The sequence below is a fragment of the Bradyrhizobium sp. HKCCYLRH3073 genome, from assembly GCF_051167995.1.
Lineage (GTDB): Bacteria > Pseudomonadota > Alphaproteobacteria > Rhizobiales > Xanthobacteraceae > Bradyrhizobium.
Map to the genome: position 1 here is coordinate 130,904 of NZ_JBNPUD010000002.1, position 19,813 is coordinate 150,716.

The following is a 19,813-nucleotide window of genomic DNA, read 5'->3' on the forward strand; positions in this document are numbered from 1 at the left end:
TGGCGTGAAGGTCTGGCGGCATGCCGTCCGCGCTTGAATGCGATGGAGATTCCGCGTTGACCTCCGATTTGCCGGTCCCCGTATGGATGCTGTCTGCTGCGCGTGAATCCGTTTGACTCTTCCCTGATTCTGATTCGACTCGGGACGCCCTGAAATGCGCGCCAGTTCCATCGCGAAAGCGTTGCTTGTGGAGCCCGCGAAAACTTGATCTAGTGCTGGCTTGATCGCAGAGCGCGAGATGTTGCGGTGAACGAAGCCTGAAAGCCGACAGAGTCAGCGATTCCTTCGCGATTCGTTCTCAAGGCGTTCCGAAGCTTAAGCTGCGGCACTATATGCGTCACAATGTGAGACAGGGGTCAGCATCTCAGCCTCTCCAGACACACGACAATTCCGCATCCGTCGCGCGTGAACGACGCGCTTCCAACGCCGGCTTCGAGACCCACATTTAACGAATGGCTTTTTCGTCCTCTTCGGCTGCCTCGCCTTTCGAGCGCACGTCCGACCGTGCTCCCGGAAGCGGCGTCACCGCCGTGCTCGGCCCCACCAACACCGGCAAGACGCATCTGGCGATCGAGCGCATGCTCGCGCATTCCTCCGGCATCATCGGACTGCCGCTGCGGCTGCTCGCGCGCGAGGTCTACAACAAGATCGCCGATCGCGTCGGCAGCGAGGCCGTCGCGCTGATCACCGGCGAGGAGAAGATCAAGCCGAAGAACCCGCGCTATTGGGTGTCGACGGTCGAGGCGATGCCCAGGGATCTCGACGTGTCGTTCCTGGCCGTCGACGAGATCCAGATCGCGTCCGATCTCGAGCGCGGCCATGTCTTCACCGACCGCATCCTCAATCGCCGCGGGCGCGACGAGACGCTGCTGCTCGGGGCTGCGACGATGCGCCCCATCATCGAGCGGCTGTTGCCCGGTGCGTCGATGGTGACACGGCCACGATTGTCGCAGCTCGAATTCGCCGGCGACCGGAAGATCACGCGGCAGCCGCGCCGGACCGCCATCGTGGCGTTCTCGGCTGACGAGGTGTACGCCATCGCCGAGCTGATCCGCCGCCAGCATGGCGGCGCCGCCGTGGTGCTGGGATCGCTGTCGCCGCGCACGCGCAACGCGCAGGTGGCGATGTTCCAGAACGGCGACGTCGACTATCTCGTCGCCACCGATGCGATCGGCATGGGGCTCAATCTCGACGTCGATCACGTCGCCTTCGCATCCGACCGCAAATATGACGGCTATCAGTTCCGCCGGCTCACGCCGTCGGAGTTTGCCCAGATCGCCGGCCGTGCCGGACGCGCGACGCGTAACGGCACGTTCGGCACCACCGGACGTTGTGCGCCGTTCGAGCCCGAGCTGGTCAATGCGCTCCAGAACCACACCTTCGATACCGTGAAGGTGCTGCAATGGCGCAACTCCAGGCTTGATTTCGCGTCCTTGAGCGCGCTCCAGGTCTCCCTGGCGATTACGCCGGGGCATGACGCGCTGACGCGCGCGCCGACCGCGGAGGATCTGCGCGTGCTCGATCATGCCGCGCGCGATGCCGAGGTGCGCGACATGGCGCATGGCGCTGAAGCGGTCGAGCGTCTCTGGGAAACCTGCCAGATTCCCGACTATCGCAGGCTGTCGCCGGCTGCCCATGCGGAGCTGGTGACCACCGTGTTCGGCTTCCTGATGCAGAAGGGGCGTATTCCGGACGCCTGGTACGCGGCCCAGGTCGATCAGGCCGACCGCGTCGATGGCGACATCGATACGCTGTCGGGGCGGATTGCACAGATTCGCACCTGGACCTTCGTGGCCAACCGGCCCGACTGGCTGCGCGACCCTGATTATTGGCAGGGGATTACCCGCGAACTCGAAAATAAATTGTCAGACGCCCTTCATGAACGGCTCACGGAGCGTTTCGTTGATCGTCGTACCAGTGTATTGATGCGGCGCCTGCGGGAGAACAGTGTTTTGAATACGGAAATCGGCAAGACCGGCGAAGTGATCGTTGAAGGGCACGCGATCGGCCGCCTGGATGGATTCACCTTCGCGCCCGACGCCGCCGAAGCCGGCTCGGAGGCCAAGGCCTTGCAGGCTGCTGCCCAGAAGGCGCTGGCCGGCGAGATCGAGGCGCGCGCCGAGAAGCTGTCCGGCGCGCCCGACGAGCACATCGTGCTCACCGCCGACGGCACGATGCGCTGGACCGGCGACGCGGTCGCCAAGCTGGTCGCGGCCGACGACGCGCTGCATCCGCGCCTGCGCATCATCGCCGACGAGCGGCTGACGGGTGCCGCGCGCGACAAGGTCCAGGCGCGGCTCGATCTGTGGCTGAAGACGCATATCGAGAAGCTGCTCGGCCCGCTGTTCGAATTGTCCAAGGCCGAGGACATCACCGGCATCGGCCGCGGCATCGCGTTCCAGCTCGTGGAGGCGCTCGGCGTCATCGAGCGCGCCAAGATCGCCGCCGAGATGAAGGATCTCGACCAGCCGTCGCGCGCCACCTTGCGCAAATATGGCGTGCGCTTCGGGGCCTATCACATCTACGTCCCGGCACTGCTCAAGCCGGCGGCGCGCGCGCTCGCCGCGCTGCTGTGGGCCGAGAAGCAGGGCAATGTCGACATGTCCGCGCTGACCGGCGCCCAGCATCTGGCGAGCTCGGGCCGTACCTCGTTCCCGGTCGACAAGGCGCTGCCGCGCGATGCCTATCGCGTGCTCGGCTATAAGCAGGCCGGCGAGCGCGCCGTGCGCGTCGACATCCTGGAGCGGCTGGCGGACCTGATTCGTCCCGCCCTGGCTTGGCGCGACAATGCGCCGGGCGAGAAGCCGGCCGGCGCCTTCGACGGCCGCGGCTTCGTGGTGACGCAGGCGATGACCTCGCTCACCGGCTCGGCCGGCGAGGACTTCGCCTCCATCCTGCGCGCGCTCGGCTATCGCATGGAGAAGCGTCCGCCGCTGCCGCCCAAGCCGATTGAGAAGCCCGTCGAGGCTGCTGCCATCGCGGACGCTGCTGCTGCCGAAGCCGCTCCGGCAGATGCGCAGGCTGTGCCGGGCGAGGACCTCGCAGTTGTCGCCGGCGAGCCGGCCGACGAGCAGGTTCCCACCGTCGCGGAGGCCGCCGTCGCTCCGGTGACCGAGCAGGCCGTCGCCGTGCCCGCGATGGTCGGTGAGGAGCAGCCGGAAACCACGCCGGGATCGGCCCTGGCATCGCTGCCGACCGTCGATTTCGTCACGCCGGATGTGGCGGACGCCGCTTCCATGGCCGAGACGGCTGCCGAAAGCGTCGTCGCCGAGGCGGAAACCGCCGTCGCTGCGGATGCGCCGCAGCCAGAAGCCGCGGAGGCCGTTGCGAACGAGGCAACAAGCATCGGCGACGCTTCGGCTGAAGCTGCCGCGGCGGAAACTGCTGCTGGATCGACCGCCACCGAGGCTTCTCCCGCCGAGGCCTCGCCTGCTGCCGAGCCCGTCCTGGTCGAGGTCTGGCGGCCGGGCGGGCGGTCGGAGGAGCGCAGGCCGCGCCACGACCATCATCATCGCGGCCGGCCCAACCGTCCGCAGCATGAGCGCGGGCAGGGGGGCGGCGGCGGTCAGGCATCGGCCGGGACCGCTCCGGCCGAGGGCGGCGAGGCGCGCGAGCGCCATCACCGCGGCCATGGCCGGCGCGACCGGATGAAGGAGTTCGGCAAGGACTTCCGCAAGGGCCCGCCGGAGGCGGGTGCGGCGCCAGCCGAGGGCGCATCGGCGCCGGCGCGCGAGGATCGCGGGCCGCGCCGCGATCATGATGCCAAGGGGCGCGACCAGAACCGGGATCGCAACAAGGGCGGCAAGTTCGGGGGCGACCGCGAGGGGCGCGGTGGCCGCGACTTCGGCAAGGGCGGCCGCGACAAGCGCGACAGCGGCCCGGCGCTGCGGCCCTACGCATCGAGCAGCGGCGGCGGCCGGGATCGCGACCGTCCGGTCGATCCCAATTCGCCGTTTGCCAAGCTTGCTGCGCTCAAGGAGCAGCTCGCGGGGAACAACCGCAAGGACTGAGCGGCAAGATCGGTTGGCAAGATTGGTTGGAAGGACAACGCCGACGTCCGACACCCCGTCAGAGCGCCAGCGCATCGACAAATGGCTGTGGCATGCGCGGCTGGTGAAGGCGCGCACCAGCGCCGCGGCGCTGGTGTCGTCGGGGCATGTCCGGGTCAATGGTGTGCGCGAGACCTCGCCGGGCCATGGGGTGAAGACCGGTGATGTGCTGACCATCGCGCTCGATCGCAGCGTGCGCGTGCTCAAGGTGACCGGCTTTGCCGCGCGTCGCGGCGACGCCGCGTCCGTGCGCGGGCTCTACGACGACCTCGAAGGTCGCGGCCGAAGTTGATTGGTTGCGCCGGCGCAATTCCAATTCAGTTCTTCGCCCCGCTTCACTTGCGGCACACCACGTCCTGCGCTAGTCCAAGCCAGCCGATTTGTCGATCCGTTCCGGAGCCCTGGATGACTTACGTCGTCACCGAAAACTGTATCAAATGCAAATACACCGATTGCGTTGAGGTCTGCCCGGTAGACTGCTTCTACGAGGGCGACAACATGCTGGTGATCCATCCGGACGAATGCATCGATTGCGGCGTGTGCGAGCCGGAATGCCCGGCCGACGCGATCAAGCCGGATACCGAGCCGGGGCTGGAGAAATGGCTGGGCGTGAACGCCGAATATGCCAAGTCCTGGCCCAATATCACGCAGAAGAAGGACCCGCCGGCGGATGCCAAGGAGCACGACGGCGAGGACGGAAAATTCGAGAAATATTTTTCATCGAAGCCGGGCGCCGGAGACTGACGGGTCACCTCTGCGCTGGCGCGAGAGCGGCGCCGGCAATTCTGCCGCTGGCCGTGGCTGATTGGAATCGCCACGCGGAAACAATGGCCTAGAACGAGATTGCGGCGAGCGGGAACCGCCGCATGAGTTGTTCTATTCCGGCACGCTTCACTTAACCCTAACTTCGTGGACCCGTCACAATACCGCCCCTGCGGCCTCTAAATCATTGATTTTTGCGGTAAATGTGCTATATATAGCACATTCTCAGAGCCGAACCCGGCCATGCGTACCTTTTTTTGGCCGCCCTTTTAGGTTCCCGCAACATCAAACAGGGGCGTGGCAGTTCCGCGCGCAGGCTGTGTCACAGAAAACGCGTAAAAAGAGTGCTTCCAAGAGTACAAAAAAAGCCGCCGCGGCCAGCCGCAGCGTTTCCAAGGGCCGTGCCCGGGCTCCTGTAAAGGAGATTCGGGCTGCCGCGAAGGCCTCGGCTGCCAAGTCCACCAAGAACAAAAGAAGCGCAATGCCTGAAAAGACTGCCAAGACTGCCGCGAAAGCATCCGCCGCGAAGACCACTCTTGCAAAGGACTCTGTTGCCAAGGCTGCGCCCGCCAAGGCCGCCGCTGCGCCCAAGGCTGCCACCAAGACCGCCATTCCTGCGGCTGCTGCCCCTGTTGCCAAGCCCGCCGTCGCCGCCAAGCCGGCTGCTCCCGTCGCGGCCGCGCCGCGCGTCGAGGAGAAGAAGCTGCCGACCCAGCGCCAGGGCTTCAAGACCAACGAATTCGTCGTCTATCCGGCTCACGGCGTCGGCCAGATCCTGGCCATCGAGGAGCAGGAGATCGCGGGTGCGAAGCTCGAGCTGTTCGTCATCAACTTCATCAAGGACAAGATGACGCTGCGCGTGCCGACCGCCAAGGTCGCCAATGTCGGCATGCGCAAGCTGTCCGACCCGGCGCTGGTCAAGAAGGCGCTGGAGACCCTCAAGGGCCGCGCCCGCGTCAAGCGCACGATGTGGTCGCGCCGCGCCCAGGAGTACGAAGCGAAGATCAATTCGGGCGACATCGTCGCCATCGCCGAGGTCGTGCGCGATCTGTATCGCTCGGAGTCGCAGCCGGAGCAGTCCTACAGCGAACGCCAGCTCTATGAAGCGGCGCTCGACCGGCTGTCGCGCGAGATCGCGGTCGTGCAGCACTCGACCGAGACCGAGGCCGTCAAGGAGATCGAGACGCAGCTCGCCAAGAGCCCGCGCCGCGGCGCCAAGACCGAAGCCGATGCGGTCGCCGAGGGCGATGCGGAAGGCGAGGGTGATGACATCGACGGCGACGATACCGCCGTGGCCGACGAGGCCGCCTGATCGACCGTTCAAGCGTTTTCGAATTAGTTGCTTACGAAAGCCCGGCCGCAAGGTCGGGCTTTTTGTTTGCCTGGCTCAAAGGGGACGCTGTCGAGACCGGCAAGTCCCCGGCACGGCACCCGCACGCAGCTCACGCGACAGCTTCGACTTTGGCCTGTGCCGCCTTGATGTCTTGCACCGGCGGACGGCCGAACAGGCGACGATATTCGCGCGTGAACTGCGGCACGCTTTCGTAACCCACGGCGAACGCCGCACTGCTCGCGCTGATGCCTTCGGCCAACATCAGCCGGCGCGCCTCGATCAGCCGAAGCTGCTTGTGGAATTGCAGCGGCGACAGGGAGGTGTGTCTGCGGAAGTGCTGGTGGAAGGCGGACAGGCTCATACCCGCGACAGCCGCGAGCCGCTCGACCGGCAGGGTGTGGGTGAACTCGGCGCGCAACAGGGCTACCGCACGGGCGATGCGCTGGGCGTGGCTGTCGGGGCCGCCGAGCCGGCGGATCGCCGCGCCGTGCCGGCCGGCGAGCAGCCAATAATGCATCTCGCGCAAGAGTTGAGCCTGCAGCACCTGCAATCCGGCAGGACGATCGAGCAAGCGCATCAGGCGTAGCGCCGCGTCCGTCACTTCCGCGTCGGTCGGCTCGACCCGGACAGCAAAACCGTCCGTCGCCGTCGTGCCGTCCATCTGCAGGATCAGCTCCGCGATCAGCGCCGAATCGAGCTCCAGCACCAGCGACAGATAGGGCGCCGCGCGGGTCGCGCGCGTGATCTGGCTGACGGTCGGCACGTCGGCGGTGATGATCAGCGAATCGCCTGCGGAAAACGTCAGTCCCTGCAGCCCCATCGTGACCTGCTTGCTGCCCTGCACAACTAGACACACCAGCGGTCGCGAGATGGCGTAGACGAGCTCGCTCGGTGCGGTCGCGCGCACCGTCGTGAGTCCGGGGATCGGGGTCCTGGCAATCCCGGCTGTATCGGCGTGGACAGCGGCATAGCGGCTGACGGCATTGAGCAGGCTGGTCATGTCCGTAACTTAGCCCGCTCTCGCTCTCCACACACCCCGATTTGGAGGATCAGGCAAGGAACGGCGCGGTTCCGGCAACTCCGCCGGTGGTCGGTGTCCAATATCCGACCAGTCAAACCCGACCGGAGAAAAAATCATGACCAGGATCGCACTCGTGACCGGCGCCAGCCGCGGGCTCGGCCGTAGCGCGGCACGTCATATTGCCCATCGCGGCAGTGACCTCATCCTCACCTATCAGAACCGGGCCGAGGACGCGGCGGCCGTCGTCGAAGAGATCGAGGCGATGGGCCGCAAGGCGCTGGCCTTCCAGCTCGACACCGGTGATGTCGCCGCCTTTGCGCCGTTTGCGGAGACGCTGCGCGGAGCGCTGCGCCGGACTTGGCAGCGCGACACGTTCGACCACCTCGTTAACAACGCCGGCCATGGCGACCATGCGCTGATCGCCGACACAACGGAGGCGCAGTTCGACCGACTGGTCGATGTTCACTTCAAGGGCGTCTATTTCCTGACCCAGGCGCTGCTGCCGCTACTCGCCGATGGCGGCCGCATCGTCAATCTGTCGTCCGGCCTGACGCGGGTCTCGTTTCCAGGTTATGCGGCCTATGCGGCCGCGAAAGGTGCAGTGGAGGTTCTCTCCCTCTATCTGGCGAAGGAGCTGGGCAGCCGCGGCATCGCGGTGAACACCGTGGCGCCAGGGGCGATCGAAACCGACTTCGGCGGCGGTGCGGTGCGCGACAATCCCGAGATCAACAGGGTGTTCGCCAGCATGACTGCGCTCGGCCGCGTCGGCGTGCCCGACGATATCGGCCCGATGATCGCGAGCCTGCTGTCCGAGGACAACCGCTGGATCAATGCGCAGCGAATCGAAGTCTCCGGCGGCCAGGCGATCTGATCGAGCCCGCAAGCAGGAAATTGCCGTGAGCGCCATGACTGGACAGTTGGGAACGATCGATCGTCTGTACGTGCTCGATGCCGGCAAGGCGATCGCGCCGGATCGGTCCGTCTACACGCCGGGCAAATGGCAGGGCGAGCCGGTGACGCTGAGCTGCCATGCCTATCTGCTGCAGCGACGGGGCGAATGGATCCTGTGGGACACCGGGATCGACCAGAGGCTGGCCGATGCGCCGGAAGGCCGGATCATCGCCCACGGCATCAGAGGCCTCGTCGCTAAGCCTCTCACTGCTCAGCTTGCCGAAATCGGCCTCGCGCCGGCCGATGTCGCGATGGTGCTGCTGTCCCATGCCCATTTCGATCACATCGGCAATGCCAGGCTGTTCCGCGATGCGCGCTGGTACATCCAGCGGCGGGAGCACGCGGCGATGTTCGGCAAGGACTTCAGCACCTTCGGCTACGCGCCATTGCTCTACGATTGCCTCCGGCAAGCCTGCCTCGAATTGATGGACGGGGATGTCGATCTGTTCGGTGACGGTTCGGTGCGCGTCATCTCAACGCCTGGCCATACGCCGGGCCACTGCTCGCTGCTGGTGCGGCTCGCCGGCTCCGGGGCGGTCCTGCTATCGGGCGACGCCGCGCATGACCGCTACAACATGGCGCATCGCTGCGTGCCGACGATGAATGCAAGCGCCGAGGCGACCCTGACATCAATGGAGCGGATCGCCGCCATCGTCGATGCAGAGCGCGCGCAGCTGTGGCTCAACCATGATACGGCGCAGTCGGCGGGGCTTGCGCACGCGCCGGCGTATTTCGACTAGGGGCGTTCACTCGTCCGTCCGCCCCTCGACCGATCAGCCGAGCTGCTCGAGCGAGCGGCAGCCCTGAGGGTTTGCTCAGGGGGAAATCGCGCTCACTCCACCACGATCTTGACGCGGTCGCGGACCTTGACCTGGGCGCGGGCGTCGAGGCCGTTGAGGACGCGGAAGCGCTCGACCGGGCGGTCGACGCCGGTCATGCGGTGCGCCAGCGATTCCACCGTGTCGCCCGGCTGCACGGTGATCACCTTGATGCGCAGCGGCCGCGCCGACTGGATCTCCTCCAGGCTGAGCCGGCGGAACGAGTTCACCGTCTCCCGCGCATTGCGCTCGCTCTCGGTGGTCTTCTGCCGCGAGGCGAAGATGAAGCGGTAGACGTCGCTGCCGACGCGCAGCGCATAGACCTTGAACTGCCAGGGATCGCCGCTCGCCGTCGTGGAGGCCGCCGGGAAGCCGTTGATCGTCAGCTCCTCGGTCGCCGACTTGTCGACGTTCTCCATCCAGCCGGAGTTCAGATAGTCGCCGAGCGTCTGCTGCGCCGGCACGCGCACGACGTCGAAGCGCATCGCCTGGGCGCCGCCCTCGCGTACGCCGATCACCGCCTGCGCGGTGTTGTCGAGCGTGAAGTTCTCCGGCGCCTGGAAGGTGAAGCCGAGCTTCGGATGCAGGAAGCGCCGTCCGCGCACGAAGCCCTCGCTCGGGTCCTCGCCATAGACGATGTTGTCGACTGCAGCCAAGTAGGTCTCGCGGTCATGCTCCCTGGCCTCGGGGGAGACGTATTGCTTGGCGATGGCGGCGGCGTTCTGCACCCGCTCCGGCGTCGCCGGATGCGACGACAGGAAGTCCTGCGCGCGCGGGTCGATCGCGACCTTGCCGGCCTTCAACTCTGCGTTGCGCTCCATCGAGGTCAGGAAGCGCGCCGCGCCGTAGGGATCGAACTTGGCCTTGGCGGAGATGCCGACGCCGATGCCGTCGGCCTCGAACTCCTGGGTGCGCGAGAAGCTCGCCATCGTCAGCTTGGTCTTGGCGAGCGCCAGCGCCGTCAGGTCCGGATCGTTGCCCATGTCGGAGACGACGCGGGTCACGACCGCAGCCTGCCGCGCCTGGTCCTCGCGGATCGCAGCATGGCGCGCCAGCACATGCGCCATCTCGTGGCTGAGCACCGAGGACAATTCGGAGGTGTCGTTGGCGAGCGCAATCAGCCCGCGCGTCACGTAGAGCTGGCCGGTCGGCAGCGCGAAAGCATTGACCGCACCGGAGTTCAGGATCGTGACCTTGTAGCCCTGGTCGGGGCGATCGGACACAGCCACCAGCCGGTCGACGATCTTGGAGATCAGGCCCTCGAGCTGAGGATCCTCATAGGCGCCGCCATAGGTTGCAAGAATGCGCTCGTGCTCGCGATCGCTTGCCGGCGTCGTCTGCACCATCGCCGGCTTCGGCCGCGGCGTCGGCAACGGCGCCGTCGCCTGCTGCAACTTGCCCATGTCGCTGCAACCGGCCAGCGCCAGCCCCAGGCACAGCAGCGCCGGTGCGATCCGCGAACCGCAGTTCATCACCGTCATGCGCTTTCGAACAGACAGGTTCACGTCGCTACTCATGTACCTCAGCGGTCAATTCCCGCTTAAAATCTCGATCTGGGCGGTCTGCGTCAGTTCCAGTCTCGGACCCGCATGCGCTTCAATCCAACCGCGCACGCGAACCTGCCGATTCGCAAGTGATTTGACGTCGATGCCGGCACCTTCCAATACCGCCATCATACGCTTTGGAATAGTCACCGCGAAGCCCCGTGTCCAGTTACGAGCGAAGTTCAGATAAGTTGTTGTCCCCGTCTGTCGTACGGACAACACCTTCCCTTCGACAACCGTAAATAGCCCTACGCGAGACAAAATATCGTCTGGACTTTCCGTGTTTTTTATGACGGTCGCAATCTTCCAGAGACCACGCCTGGCGTTGCGGGCCTCGGCTTCCGCCGCGCCCAGGCTGAGGGCGCAATCCCGGTCGGGCAGGTCGATCCCGCGCAGCACGGCGCCCTGCCGCAGCAGCTCGCTTTGCACCGGCTGGTCCGCGCCGGCCACGAAGACGAAGGCGCGCTGCCGGCCGTAGCGGTCGGGGGTGTCGTCCTCGCCGCGGAGCACGACGTCGCGGCCGCGCAGCAGCGCGCCCAGCGCATCCACCGACGTCGCGCGCTGCTCCTCCGGCGGCACCTCGATGCCGGCGAGCCTGACCTCGCGGCCGTCGTCGAGACGGAAACTGCGTGCATCGATGATCTCGCTGACGTGGCCTTCGCCGAGCTCCGCGAACATGCACGGCGTGGCGTGACTCGGCGACATCATCGTGACGATCGCGACGCTTGCACCGAGCGCAATCAGCCTCCGTCTGCTCCTCATCCTGCGCTCTCTCGTCATGCTGCATCATCGCACGAAATTTCCATTCCACTGAGCGGAAAGCGGCGGGCGGCGACGCTTTGTTGAGCGTGCTGAGCGCTTGCCGCATGCCAATACGTGCGCCATGATGCGAACTATCAAAGAGGCCGTCGCCATGTAGCGATGTGCCCGGCAGGGAGGATATCGATGAGCAGAACCATCCGCGGCGCGGCGGCGTCGTTGTTCATGCTGGCGTCGGCGCTGACGTTGTCCGCAGGCGTGGCGCATGCGCAGAGCAAGCCGCCGCTGAAGATCGGCGGCATCCTCGACATGTCGAGCCTCTACGCCGACATCACCGGTCCGGGCAGCGAGGCCGCGGCGAAGATGGCGGTGGAGGATTTCGGCGGCGAGGTGCTCGGCCGCAAGATCGAGGTGATCGCCGCCGACCATCTCAACAAGGCCGATCTCGCCGCCAACATCGCCCGCGACATGCTCGACAACCAGGGCGTCGAGATGATCTGGGATGTCGCCGCCTCCGCCACCGCGCTGGCCGCCGGCGAGATCGCCAAGGCGCGCAACAAGATCATCATCTTCAACGGTCCCGGCTCTGTCAGGCTCTCCAACGAGGCGTGCGGCCCCTACACCGTGCACTACGTGTTCGACACCTTCGCGCAGGCCAACGTCACGGGCCTGGCGGCGGTGAAGTCCGGCCTCGACAGCTGGTTCTTCCTGACCGCCGACTACGCCTTCGGCCAGGATCTCGAAAAGGACACCACCGCCGTGGTGGTGAAGTCGGGCGGCAAGGTGCTCGGCAGCGTGCGCCATCCGCTCAACACCTCCGACTTCTCCTCCTTCCTGCTGCAGGCGCAGGCCTCCAAGGCCAAGGTGATCGGGCTCGCCAATGCCGGCGGCGACACCATCAACGCGATCAAGCAGGCGGCCGAATTCGGCCTCACCAAGGGCGGACAGAAGCTGTCGCCGCTGCTCGCCTTCGTCTCCGACATCGACAGCGTCGGGCTGGAGACGGCGCAGGGGCTGCTGGTCGCGGAAGCGTTCTACTGGGATCTCAACGACGACACCCGCGCCTTCACCAAGCGCTTCATGGAGCGTACCAAGCGCGTGCCGACCTCGGCCCAGGCCGGCGTCTACTCCTCGGTGACGCACTATCTGAAGGCGGTGAAGGCTGCGGGTACGACCGACGCGGACGCCGTGATGAAGCTGATGAAGGCGACGCCGATCAACGACATGTTCGCCAAGGGCGGCCGCATCCGCGAGGACGGCCGCATGGTGCATGACATGTACCTGTTCGAGGTCAAGAAGCCGTCGGAGTCGAAGGCCAAGTCCGACGACTACAAGCTGCTCGCGACCGTGTCGGGCAACGAGGCATTCCAGCCGCTCGAGGCGTCGCGCTGCCCGCTGGTGAAGAAGTAGCTGCCGTCATTGCGAGGAGCGAAGCGACGAAGCAATCCAGGACTGCGCGCGCGACTCTGGATTGCTTCACTTTGTTCGCAATGACGGCCAAAACCGGAGAACGTCCGCCATGACCACCAACACCACCGTCCTGCAGCATCTCGAGTCCGGCCTGCTCACGATCACGATGAACCGGCCGGAGCGGCGCAACGCGCTCAACAGCGACCTGACCAAGGGGCTGGTCGAGGCGGCGCATCGCGCGGCCAATGATCCGGAGGTGCGCGCGGTGCTGCTCAAGGGCGCCGGCGGCACGTTCTGCGTCGGCGGCGACGTCAAGGCGATGGCCGAAGCCAAGACCGCGCCCTCGTTCGAGACCAAGGTGACGACCTTGCGCGAGCGCATGGAGGTGTCGCGGCTGCTGCACCAGATGCAGAAGCCGGTGGTGGCGCAGATCGACGGCGCCGCCGCCGGCGCCGGCCTGTCGATCGCCCTGGCCTGCGATCTGCGGGTGGCCGGCGAGTCGGCCAAGATCACGACAGCCTTCGCCAAGGTCGGGCTGTCGGGCGATTTCGGTGGCACCTACTTCCTCACCCAACTGCTCGGCAGCGCCAAGGCGCGGGAGCTGTATCTGACCTCGCCGGTCCTGACGGCGCAGGAGGCGCTCGCCTTGGGCATGGTGACAAAGGTCGTGCCCGACGCCGAGGTCGAGGCGGCCACGCGCGCGCTGGCGATGTCGCTGGCGCAGGGGCCGAGCGTGACGCTCGGCTACATCAAGCGCAACATCAACAACGCCGAGACGCTGACCTTGGAGGCCTGCTTCGACGCCGAGGCGATGCATCACTCGCGCTGCAGCGACACCGAGGACCACAGGGAGGCGGCGAAAGCCTTCGTCGAGAAGCGCGCGCCGCTGTTTCAGGGACGGTAGCGTCGCTTGCAATGACGCTGCTGAGGCCGCTGGCCTGTGTGAACAGGCAAAGCCTCGAGGAGGACTGCATGCCTTACCTCCACCTGCGCCAGATCTGTCTCGTCGCCCGCAGCCTCGAGCCCGTCGTCTCGGACATCGCCGCGATCATGGGCATCGAGATCTGCTATCGCGACCCGCATGTCGGCAAATACGGGCTGGAGAACGCGCTGCTGCCGGTCGGGCCGATCCTGCTCGAGGTGATCGCGCCGACCCGCGAGGACACCGCGGCCGGACGCTTCCTCGACAAGACCGGCGGCCGCGGCGGCTACATGGCGATCTTCGCCTGCGATGATCCCGATGGCCGCGCGTCCCGAGCCAATGCGATGGGCGTGCGCACCGCCAACGTGATCGATCATCCGCCCTATCACGGCGTGCAACTACATCCCCGCGACTGCCGCGCCGCCTTCATCGAGCTCAATCACACCGCGGGCAGCGACGATGTGCTCGGCGCCTATCCGCCCGCTGGGCCGGATTGGACGCGCGCGATTCGCAGCGACGTGACGACGGCGATGACCGAGGTGGTGCTGCAGAGCCCCGAGCCGGCCGCGCTCGCCGGGCATTGGGGGCGCATTCTCGATGTGGTGCCGTCTGCCCGAGATGGTGTTCAGCAGTTGAAATTGCCGAACGCCGGTATTCGTGTCGAACCCGGCGAGCGCGAGCTCATGAGCGGCCTGACGTTCCGCGTCGCCGATGCTGCGCGTGTGGCCGACGCTGCGCGCGCCCGTGGCTATGCAGTTTCAGGCGGCTGTTTCACAATTGGCGGCGTTGCCTTCGCGTTGCAGGGGGCGGTCGCCAACTAGTCGATCGGCATGGCCGGGACGAGCCCGGCCATGCCGACGTTCGAAGCTCGCGGTTCGTCACCGCCCCTTGAAGTTCGCGAAGCGCCGCTCCTCGGTGGCCTTGACGCCTTCCTTGAAATCCTCGGTCGCGCGCAGCCGGGTCTGTTCGGCGAGCTCGTGCTCGGTTGCCGCCATCACACGGTCGGCGAGATTGGCGCGCATCGTCGCGCGGGTCGACAGCAGGCCGAGCGGCGAGCATTCGGCGATCTCGGCGGCGAGCTTCATCGCGGCCGTCCGCACCTCGTCCTGCGGCACGCATTCATTGGCGAGGCCGATTCTGAGCGCTTCCTCGCCGGTGACACGGCGGCTGGTGTAGAACATCAGCTCGGCGTTGTTCTTGCCGACCAGCTCCGGCAGCGTCACCGTCAGCCCGAAGCCGGGATGGAAGCCGAGCTTGGTGAAATTGGCCGAGAACCGCGCCTCCGGACAGGTGACGCGGAAGTCGGCCGAGACGGCGAGGCCGAGCCCGCCGCCGATGGCGGCTCCGTGCACCGCGGCGACCACCGGCTTCTTGCAGCGGAAGATCCGCACCGCCTGCATGTAGAGATGGTTGATCGCCCCGAGGCTGTCGGCCGGATCGCCTTTGGCGCCGGCCGCTTCCTGCGCCTGGCGCGCCGGATCGGTGAAGTTGGCGCCGGCGCAGAACGCCTTGCCTTGCGCCGCCAGCACCGAGGCGCGGATCTCGATGTCGCGGTCGAAGCCCTCCAGCGCATCGGCGATCTGGTTGATCAGTGAAATGTCGAAGAAGTTGAGCGGCGGCCGGCGGATCTCGATCAGGCCGACATGGCCGTGGATCTCGACGCCGATGTCAGGGAAGTGGGTCATGGTGGGGTCTCCTGATTAGTTACCTAATGCAGCGGTACGGCCGGTGCACCCTCTCCCCTTGTGCGAGAGGGTGGATCGCCGACGCGAAAGCGACGGCGAGCCGGGTGAGGGGTTCTCTCGGCAGTTGGCCGTGCGGATGGAGACCCCTCACCCGCCTCCGATGCTTCGCATCTCCGGCACCCTCTCCCACAAGGGGAGAGGGTGCACCGAGCAAGCCGAATTGGCTCCTACAATCACCTCAACCCCAGCCCGCGCGCGATGATGCCGCGTAGCACCTCGGTGGTGCCGCCCTGGATGGTCAGCTTCGGCGCGGTCTGCATCGCGAAGGTCAGCTGGCTCTCCAAGGTCTCGCGATTTCCTGCGTTGTCCTCGACGAACGCGGCGAGGTCGCGGACGCGGTGCGGCAGCTGCTGCTCCCAGACCGTGCCGACGTCCTTGACGATCGAGGCCTCGACCACCGGCTCCTTGCCGGCCTGCAGCATGCCGGCGACCGACACCGACATCCGCCGCATCGTGTGCAGCTGCGCCACCAGGCGACCGATGCCCTCCGCGCTGCGCGTGTCGGGGTTGGGACCGACCGCGCGCACCAGCTCGGTCAGCACATAGTAGGTTTCGAGGAAACGCTCGGGCCCCGAGCGCTCATAGGCGAGCTCGGAGGTGGCCTGCTTCCAGGCGCCGTCGATCTCGCCGAGCTGATGATCGTCCGGCACGAAGGCGTCGGTAAAGACGACCTCGTTGAACTCCTTCTGCCCGGTGATCTGCCCAATCGGGTTCACCTTGATTCCCGTTGATTTCATGTTCACCAGGAACTGCGTCAGGCCATGACGACGGTTCTCCTTGGTGGCCGGCGACGTGCGGAAGATCGCGATCATGTAGTCGGCCATGTGCGCCGACGTGGTCCAGATCTTCGAGCCGTTGATCAGCCAGCCGCCGTCCGTCCTGGTCGCGCGCGTCTTGGCGGCGAACAGGTCGGAGCCCGAGTTCGGCTCGCTCATGCCGATCGCGAAGCACAGCTCGCCGCGGCAGATGCGCGGCAGGATGTCCGTCTTGATATGCTCGGGCGCGTAGCGCAGCAGGATCGGCCCGCTCTGCCGGTCGGCGACGAAGAAGCGCCTGACAGGCGCGTTGGCAACCCGCATCTCCTCGGTCACGACGTAGCGCTCCAGGAACGAGCGCTCGTGGCCGCCATATTGCTTCGGCCAGGTCATGCCGATCCAGCCGCGCGCGCCGACGCGGGCCGCAAACTCGCGCGCGTCGGCATCCTCGCGCTTGGGCTGGTACGGGTTGAAGGTGCCGGCCGCGATCTCATCAGCGAGGAAGGCGCGCACCTCCTTGCGCAGCTCCTCGCATTCCCTCGGCAGGCGGATCGGATCGAAACGAAGTGCGGTCATGCGGCAATCCTCTTCGTCGTCAGCGCGAGGCGACCAGCGGCCACAGCTCATCGGCGCCGTGTGCGGCGACGCGCCTGCCGAGCTCGACGGCCCAATGGCTCTCGGAGCCGAAATCGTCGCGCCAGCCCAGCGCGCGCAAGGAGAAGCGATGCAGGATGTGCTCGGTGGTGAAGCCGATGGCGCCGTGCACCTGATGCGCGATCGCCGCGCCCTTCTCGGCGGCCTCGGCGCAGCGGATCTTGGCCGCGGCGGCTTCGAGAAACACCGCGTCGTCGAATGCGGCGGCCCGCGCGATCGCATCGGCGGCCGATGTCGCGGCCGCGCTCGCAGCGGCGCTCTCACCGGCCAGCCGTGCGAGATTGTGCTGCACCGCCTGGAATTTGCCGATCGGCTTCTCGAAGGCGACGCGCTCACCCGCATAGTTGACGCTGATCGCGAGCAGCCGATCCAGCGCGCCGGCGATCTGCAGTCCGCGGGCAACGCCGCCCATCAGCATCAATGTCGTGGCGTCGAAGCCGGCCGGCGCCGGCCGGCATGCCAGCGGCGTGATCTTGTCGAACGTCACCGTGTCGCTGGGATCGTTGGCGAGGTTGAGGCCCGCGTCGATGCGCAGCCGCGCGGTCTCGACCAGCGCGATCGACACGCCGTCGCCGCCTTGCGCGAGCACGGCAACATGCTGCGCGGCTCTGGCGAACGGCACGCCGCGGGCATGGCCGGACAAGGTGCCGTCAGCGTCGAGCGTGATCCGGTCTCTCGGATGAGCCGGCGCGATCGTCATGGCGCCGTCGGGCGAGGCAATGCCGCCTTGTTGCAGCAGCCAGCCGGCGAGCAGCGTCTCGGCCAGCGGCACCGCAATCGCAAAACGGCCCGCGGCATTGATGATCTCGAAGCCGTCGGCGAGGTCAGTGCCGGCGCCGCCGAACTCCTCGCCCACCCAGGCGAGCGTCAGGCCGGCCTCGCTCAGCGCCTGCCACAGCGGCGCCGTCCAGCGGCCGTCCTTGTCGTGGTTGATCGTCTGCGGGTCGGCGAGATCGGCGAAGATCTTCTCCGCGGTCGCAACGACGATGTTCTCAGCTTCCGCCACAGCGCTCCTCGCCCTCGTTATCGTCGGTCTCGGCGCGCCATGTCCTGCGCGCGCCGGCGATGTCTTGCCGGCATGATGGGCGCAAGCGATGGCCCTGACAAGCGTAGCGCGCTGCAGGGCCCCGTCCGCTCGCCGCATGGAGGCGAGCGATTTCCGCGCTGCGGAGATTTTGCCGATTTTGCAGATGCAGCGATGTTGGCTAAGAAGAAGCAAGGTAACAGGCAAAGGCAAACAGGGAGGTGCGGAATGGCTGAAGGTCTGTGCGCGGTCGTGACGGGGTCGGCGTCCGGCCTCGGAGCCGCGACCGCGTTGCTGCTGGCGAAGGCCGGCATGCGCATCGTCGTGAACTATTCGAACAGCAAGAGTGAAGCCGAGCAGACCGCTGATCTCTGCCGCAAGGAAGGAGTCGAGGTCGTCGTCATTCAAGGCGACGTGTCGCGCGACGAGGATTGCCGCAAGATCGTCGCCGCCGCCGCGGCCTGGGGCCGGCTGGATGCCCTCGTCAACAATGCCGGCACCACCAAGCACGTCCCGCACGATCAGCTCGACGGCCTTTCGGCGGAGGATTTCCAGCGCATCTTCGCGGTCAACACCATCGGCCCCTTCCAGATGGTGCGCGCCGCACGGCCGCTGCTGGAAGCAGCGGCCAAGGCGACGGCGCGTGCGTCCGCGGTCGTCAACGTCTCGTCGGTGGCCGGCATCAGCGGCGTCGGCTCGTCGGTTGCCTATGCCGCCAGCAAGGGCGCGCTGAACACGATGACGCTGTCGCTGGCGCGCGCCCTGGCGCCAGCGATCCGCATCAACACCGTCTGCCCCGGCTACATCGATACGCCGTGGTTCACCAAGGGCCGCGGCGAGGCCGGCGCCAAGCAGGTGCGCGATGCGGTGGTGGCGCGGGTGCCGCTGCGCGCGGCTTCGTCCGCCGAGGATATCGCGCAGCTCGTGGCGTTCCTGGCGAGCCCGGCGTCAGGCCACATGACCGGCGAGGTCGTGCGCATGGATGCGGGGATGCATCTGTTGGGGTGACGCCGTTTCTTGGGGCGACGCCGTCGTGGTGAACAGCCGACGCGACGGCGCAGTCCAGACCTTGTTGGTGCTGGATTGCGTCGCCGCCTGGCTGGCAATGACTTGGAGTGAGAGCGCTTGGAGCGAGCGCGCTAGCGATTGAAATCGCGGATCGTGCCGCTGGCGACCAGCCTGTTCCAGATGAACAGCACCACCACGGCGCCGATCGTCGCGGTGATGAAGCCGGCGCCCTGGTTCGGACCATAGTGCCCGATCGCCTGTCCCACCGCGGTGGCGAGGAATGCGCCGACGATGCCGAGCACGGCGGTCAGGATGAAGCCGGAGGGGTTGTTCGGTCCCGGCGACAGAAGCCGGGCGAGGAAGCCGGCGACCAGCCCGACGATCAAAATATAGAGCATGACATGATCCTTGCCTGAAGGTCGCGCTCAGATCCGGCTCGCCAACTCGTGCTCGGTCGGCAGCCGCCCGTCCGGCGTGAGCTGATCGACCACCTTCGGCAGGTACTGGCTCAGCCCGTTCAACAGCTCATCGCGCGACAGCCCGCTCTGCGCGGTGAGCTGATCGATCTGGTCGGCGCCGAGCGCATTGGCGAGGTCGCCGGGCGAGATCGGCTTGTTCTCGCCGGGGGAGACCCAGGAGTTCGCGGTGTCGCCATGGCCCTTGTCCTGCAACTGGCGCAGCAGATCGCCGAGCCCGCCGGACAAGACGCTGCCGGCGGCGCCGCCGGCGAGCAGGCCGCCGAGTCCGCCAGCGATGATGTTGCCGAGGCCGCCGCTCAATCCGCCACCAAGCGCACCGCCGAGCGGTCCGCCTTGATTCCCGGTCGGCTGAGACGGCGGGACCGGCGCGGGCGCCGCATTCGGCTGCTGCCCATTCTGCGAGAAATGCTTCACCGCTTTCCACGCCAGCAAAGCGAGGATCGCCATCGTCATTGGCGACATGCCGCCGCTCTTCTGCGTGGCCGGATGACTTGGCCCATTCGGGCCGTTCTGCATGCCGTTGAGGATATCGAGTAGACCCATGACCTGCCTCCTGCGCCCCACGCCGACAAAGCTATT

General features: G+C 66.7%; 18 protein-coding genes. 10 read left to right on the plus strand and 8 right to left on the minus strand.

Translation table 11 applies throughout. The features are described from left to right. The first annotated feature begins 452 nt into the window (after positions 1-452). From ACQR1X_RS04570 to ACQR1X_RS04585, 4 genes are all read left to right on the plus strand, one after another. A complete protein-coding gene (locus ACQR1X_RS04570; RefSeq protein ID WP_434898417.1) occupies positions 453-4,010 on the plus strand; it encodes a helicase-related protein in 3,558 nt (1,185 codons plus the stop codon). Positions 4,011-4,083: 73 nt separating this feature from the next. Continuing rightward, positions 4,084-4,341 carry an RNA-binding S4 domain-containing protein gene (locus ACQR1X_RS04575; RefSeq protein ID WP_315800916.1) on the plus strand — a complete coding sequence of 86 codons (258 nt, stop codon included), beginning with the start codon at positions 4,084-4,086 and terminating at the stop codon, positions 4,339-4,341. A 113-nt stretch (positions 4,342-4,454) separates the two neighbouring features. Then, positions 4,455-4,793 carry a ferredoxin FdxA gene (gene fdxA / locus ACQR1X_RS04580; RefSeq protein WP_035660174.1) on the plus strand — a complete coding sequence of 113 codons (339 nt, stop codon included), beginning with the start codon at positions 4,455-4,457 and terminating at the stop codon, positions 4,791-4,793. 499 nt (positions 4,794-5,292) lie between these two features. Continuing rightward, complete coding sequence (locus ACQR1X_RS04585; RefSeq protein WP_315800572.1) at positions 5,293-6,123, plus strand: CarD family transcriptional regulator; 831 nt, start codon at positions 5,293-5,295, stop codon at positions 6,121-6,123. A 130-nt stretch (positions 6,124-6,253) separates the two neighbouring features. Here the strand turns inward: ACQR1X_RS04585 and ACQR1X_RS04590 are convergent, their stop codons facing one another. Continuing rightward, positions 6,254-7,144 (minus strand): AraC family transcriptional regulator N-terminal domain-containing protein, encoded by an 891-nt coding sequence (locus tag ACQR1X_RS04590; RefSeq protein ID WP_434898418.1) that lies wholly within the window; start codon positions 7,142-7,144, stop codon positions 6,254-6,256. Positions 7,145-7,280: 136 nt separating this feature from the next. On the opposite strand from ACQR1X_RS04590, the gene ACQR1X_RS04595 reads away from it, so the two are divergent. After that, positions 7,281-8,036: an SDR family NAD(P)-dependent oxidoreductase gene (locus ACQR1X_RS04595; RefSeq protein WP_434846531.1), complete on the plus strand. Its 756-nt coding sequence runs from the start codon at positions 7,281-7,283 to the stop codon at positions 8,034-8,036. A 34-nt stretch (positions 8,037-8,070) separates the two neighbouring features. Further along, the gene (locus ACQR1X_RS04600; RefSeq protein ID WP_315800915.1) at positions 8,071-8,856 is read left to right on the plus strand and encodes an N-acyl homoserine lactonase family protein; all 786 of its coding nucleotides are present in this window, start codon (positions 8,071-8,073) and stop codon (positions 8,854-8,856) included. Between the two features lie 92 nt (positions 8,857-8,948). Here the strand turns inward: ACQR1X_RS04600 and ACQR1X_RS04605 are convergent, their stop codons facing one another. Together ACQR1X_RS04605 and ACQR1X_RS04610 are read right to left on the minus strand one after the other, a co-directional pair. After that, positions 8,949-10,415 carry a M48 family metalloprotease gene (locus tag ACQR1X_RS04605; protein WP_315800914.1) on the minus strand — a complete coding sequence of 489 codons (1,467 nt, stop codon included), beginning with the start codon at positions 10,413-10,415 and terminating at the stop codon, positions 8,949-8,951. A gap of 48 nt (positions 10,416-10,463) precedes the next feature. After that, positions 10,464-11,240: a thermonuclease family protein gene (locus tag ACQR1X_RS04610; protein ID WP_434898419.1), complete on the minus strand. Its 777-nt coding sequence runs from the start codon at positions 11,238-11,240 to the stop codon at positions 10,464-10,466. 222 nt (positions 11,241-11,462) lie between these two features. Between ACQR1X_RS04610 and ACQR1X_RS04615 the strand changes: the two genes are divergently transcribed. The 3 genes from ACQR1X_RS04615 to ACQR1X_RS04625 all read left to right on the plus strand — a co-directional run bounded on the left by ACQR1X_RS04615 (position 11,463) and on the right by ACQR1X_RS04625 (position 14,390). After that, positions 11,463-12,647 (plus strand): ABC transporter substrate-binding protein, encoded by a 1,185-nt coding sequence (locus ACQR1X_RS04615; protein WP_316182943.1) that lies wholly within the window; start codon positions 11,463-11,465, stop codon positions 12,645-12,647. Positions 12,648-12,756: 109 nt separating this feature from the next. Further along, positions 12,757-13,551, plus strand: coding sequence for an enoyl-CoA hydratase (locus tag ACQR1X_RS04620; protein WP_434840307.1), 795 nt, complete (start codon positions 12,757-12,759; stop codon positions 13,549-13,551). Between the two features lie 68 nt (positions 13,552-13,619). Next, positions 13,620-14,390 (plus strand): hypothetical protein, encoded by a 771-nt coding sequence (locus ACQR1X_RS04625; RefSeq protein WP_434890430.1) that lies wholly within the window; start codon positions 13,620-13,622, stop codon positions 14,388-14,390. A 57-nt stretch (positions 14,391-14,447) separates the two neighbouring features. Here ACQR1X_RS04625 and ACQR1X_RS04630 read toward each other — a convergent pair whose 3' ends face one another. From ACQR1X_RS04630 to ACQR1X_RS04640, 3 genes are all read right to left on the minus strand, one after another. Next, positions 14,448-15,254: an enoyl-CoA hydratase/isomerase family protein gene (locus tag ACQR1X_RS04630; RefSeq protein WP_316182928.1), complete on the minus strand. Its 807-nt coding sequence runs from the start codon at positions 15,252-15,254 to the stop codon at positions 14,448-14,450. A 233-nt stretch (positions 15,255-15,487) separates the two neighbouring features. Next, the gene (locus ACQR1X_RS04635) at positions 15,488-16,645 is read right to left on the minus strand and encodes an acyl-CoA dehydrogenase family protein (RefSeq protein WP_316182929.1); all 1,158 of its coding nucleotides are present in this window, start codon (positions 16,643-16,645) and stop codon (positions 15,488-15,490) included. A gap of 19 nt (positions 16,646-16,664) precedes the next feature. Then, on the minus strand, positions 16,665-17,729 hold the full coding sequence (locus ACQR1X_RS04640; protein WP_316182930.1) for an acyl-CoA dehydrogenase family protein: 1,065 nt from the start codon (positions 17,727-17,729) through the stop codon (positions 16,665-16,667). Positions 17,730-17,975: 246 nt separating this feature from the next. On the opposite strand from ACQR1X_RS04640, the gene ACQR1X_RS04645 reads away from it, so the two are divergent. Then, positions 17,976-18,755: an SDR family NAD(P)-dependent oxidoreductase gene (locus ACQR1X_RS04645; protein WP_315800565.1), complete on the plus strand. Its 780-nt coding sequence runs from the start codon at positions 17,976-17,978 to the stop codon at positions 18,753-18,755. Positions 18,756-18,886: 131 nt separating this feature from the next. Here ACQR1X_RS04645 and ACQR1X_RS04650 read toward each other — a convergent pair whose 3' ends face one another. Continuing rightward, complete coding sequence (locus ACQR1X_RS04650; RefSeq protein ID WP_315800564.1) at positions 18,887-19,153, minus strand: GlsB/YeaQ/YmgE family stress response membrane protein; 267 nt, start codon at positions 19,151-19,153, stop codon at positions 18,887-18,889. A 27-nt stretch (positions 19,154-19,180) separates the two neighbouring features. Beyond that, on the minus strand, positions 19,181-19,777 hold the full coding sequence (locus ACQR1X_RS04655) for a YidB family protein (RefSeq protein ID WP_315800563.1): 597 nt from the start codon (positions 19,775-19,777) through the stop codon (positions 19,181-19,183). Positions 19,778-19,813 lie beyond the last annotated feature (36 nt).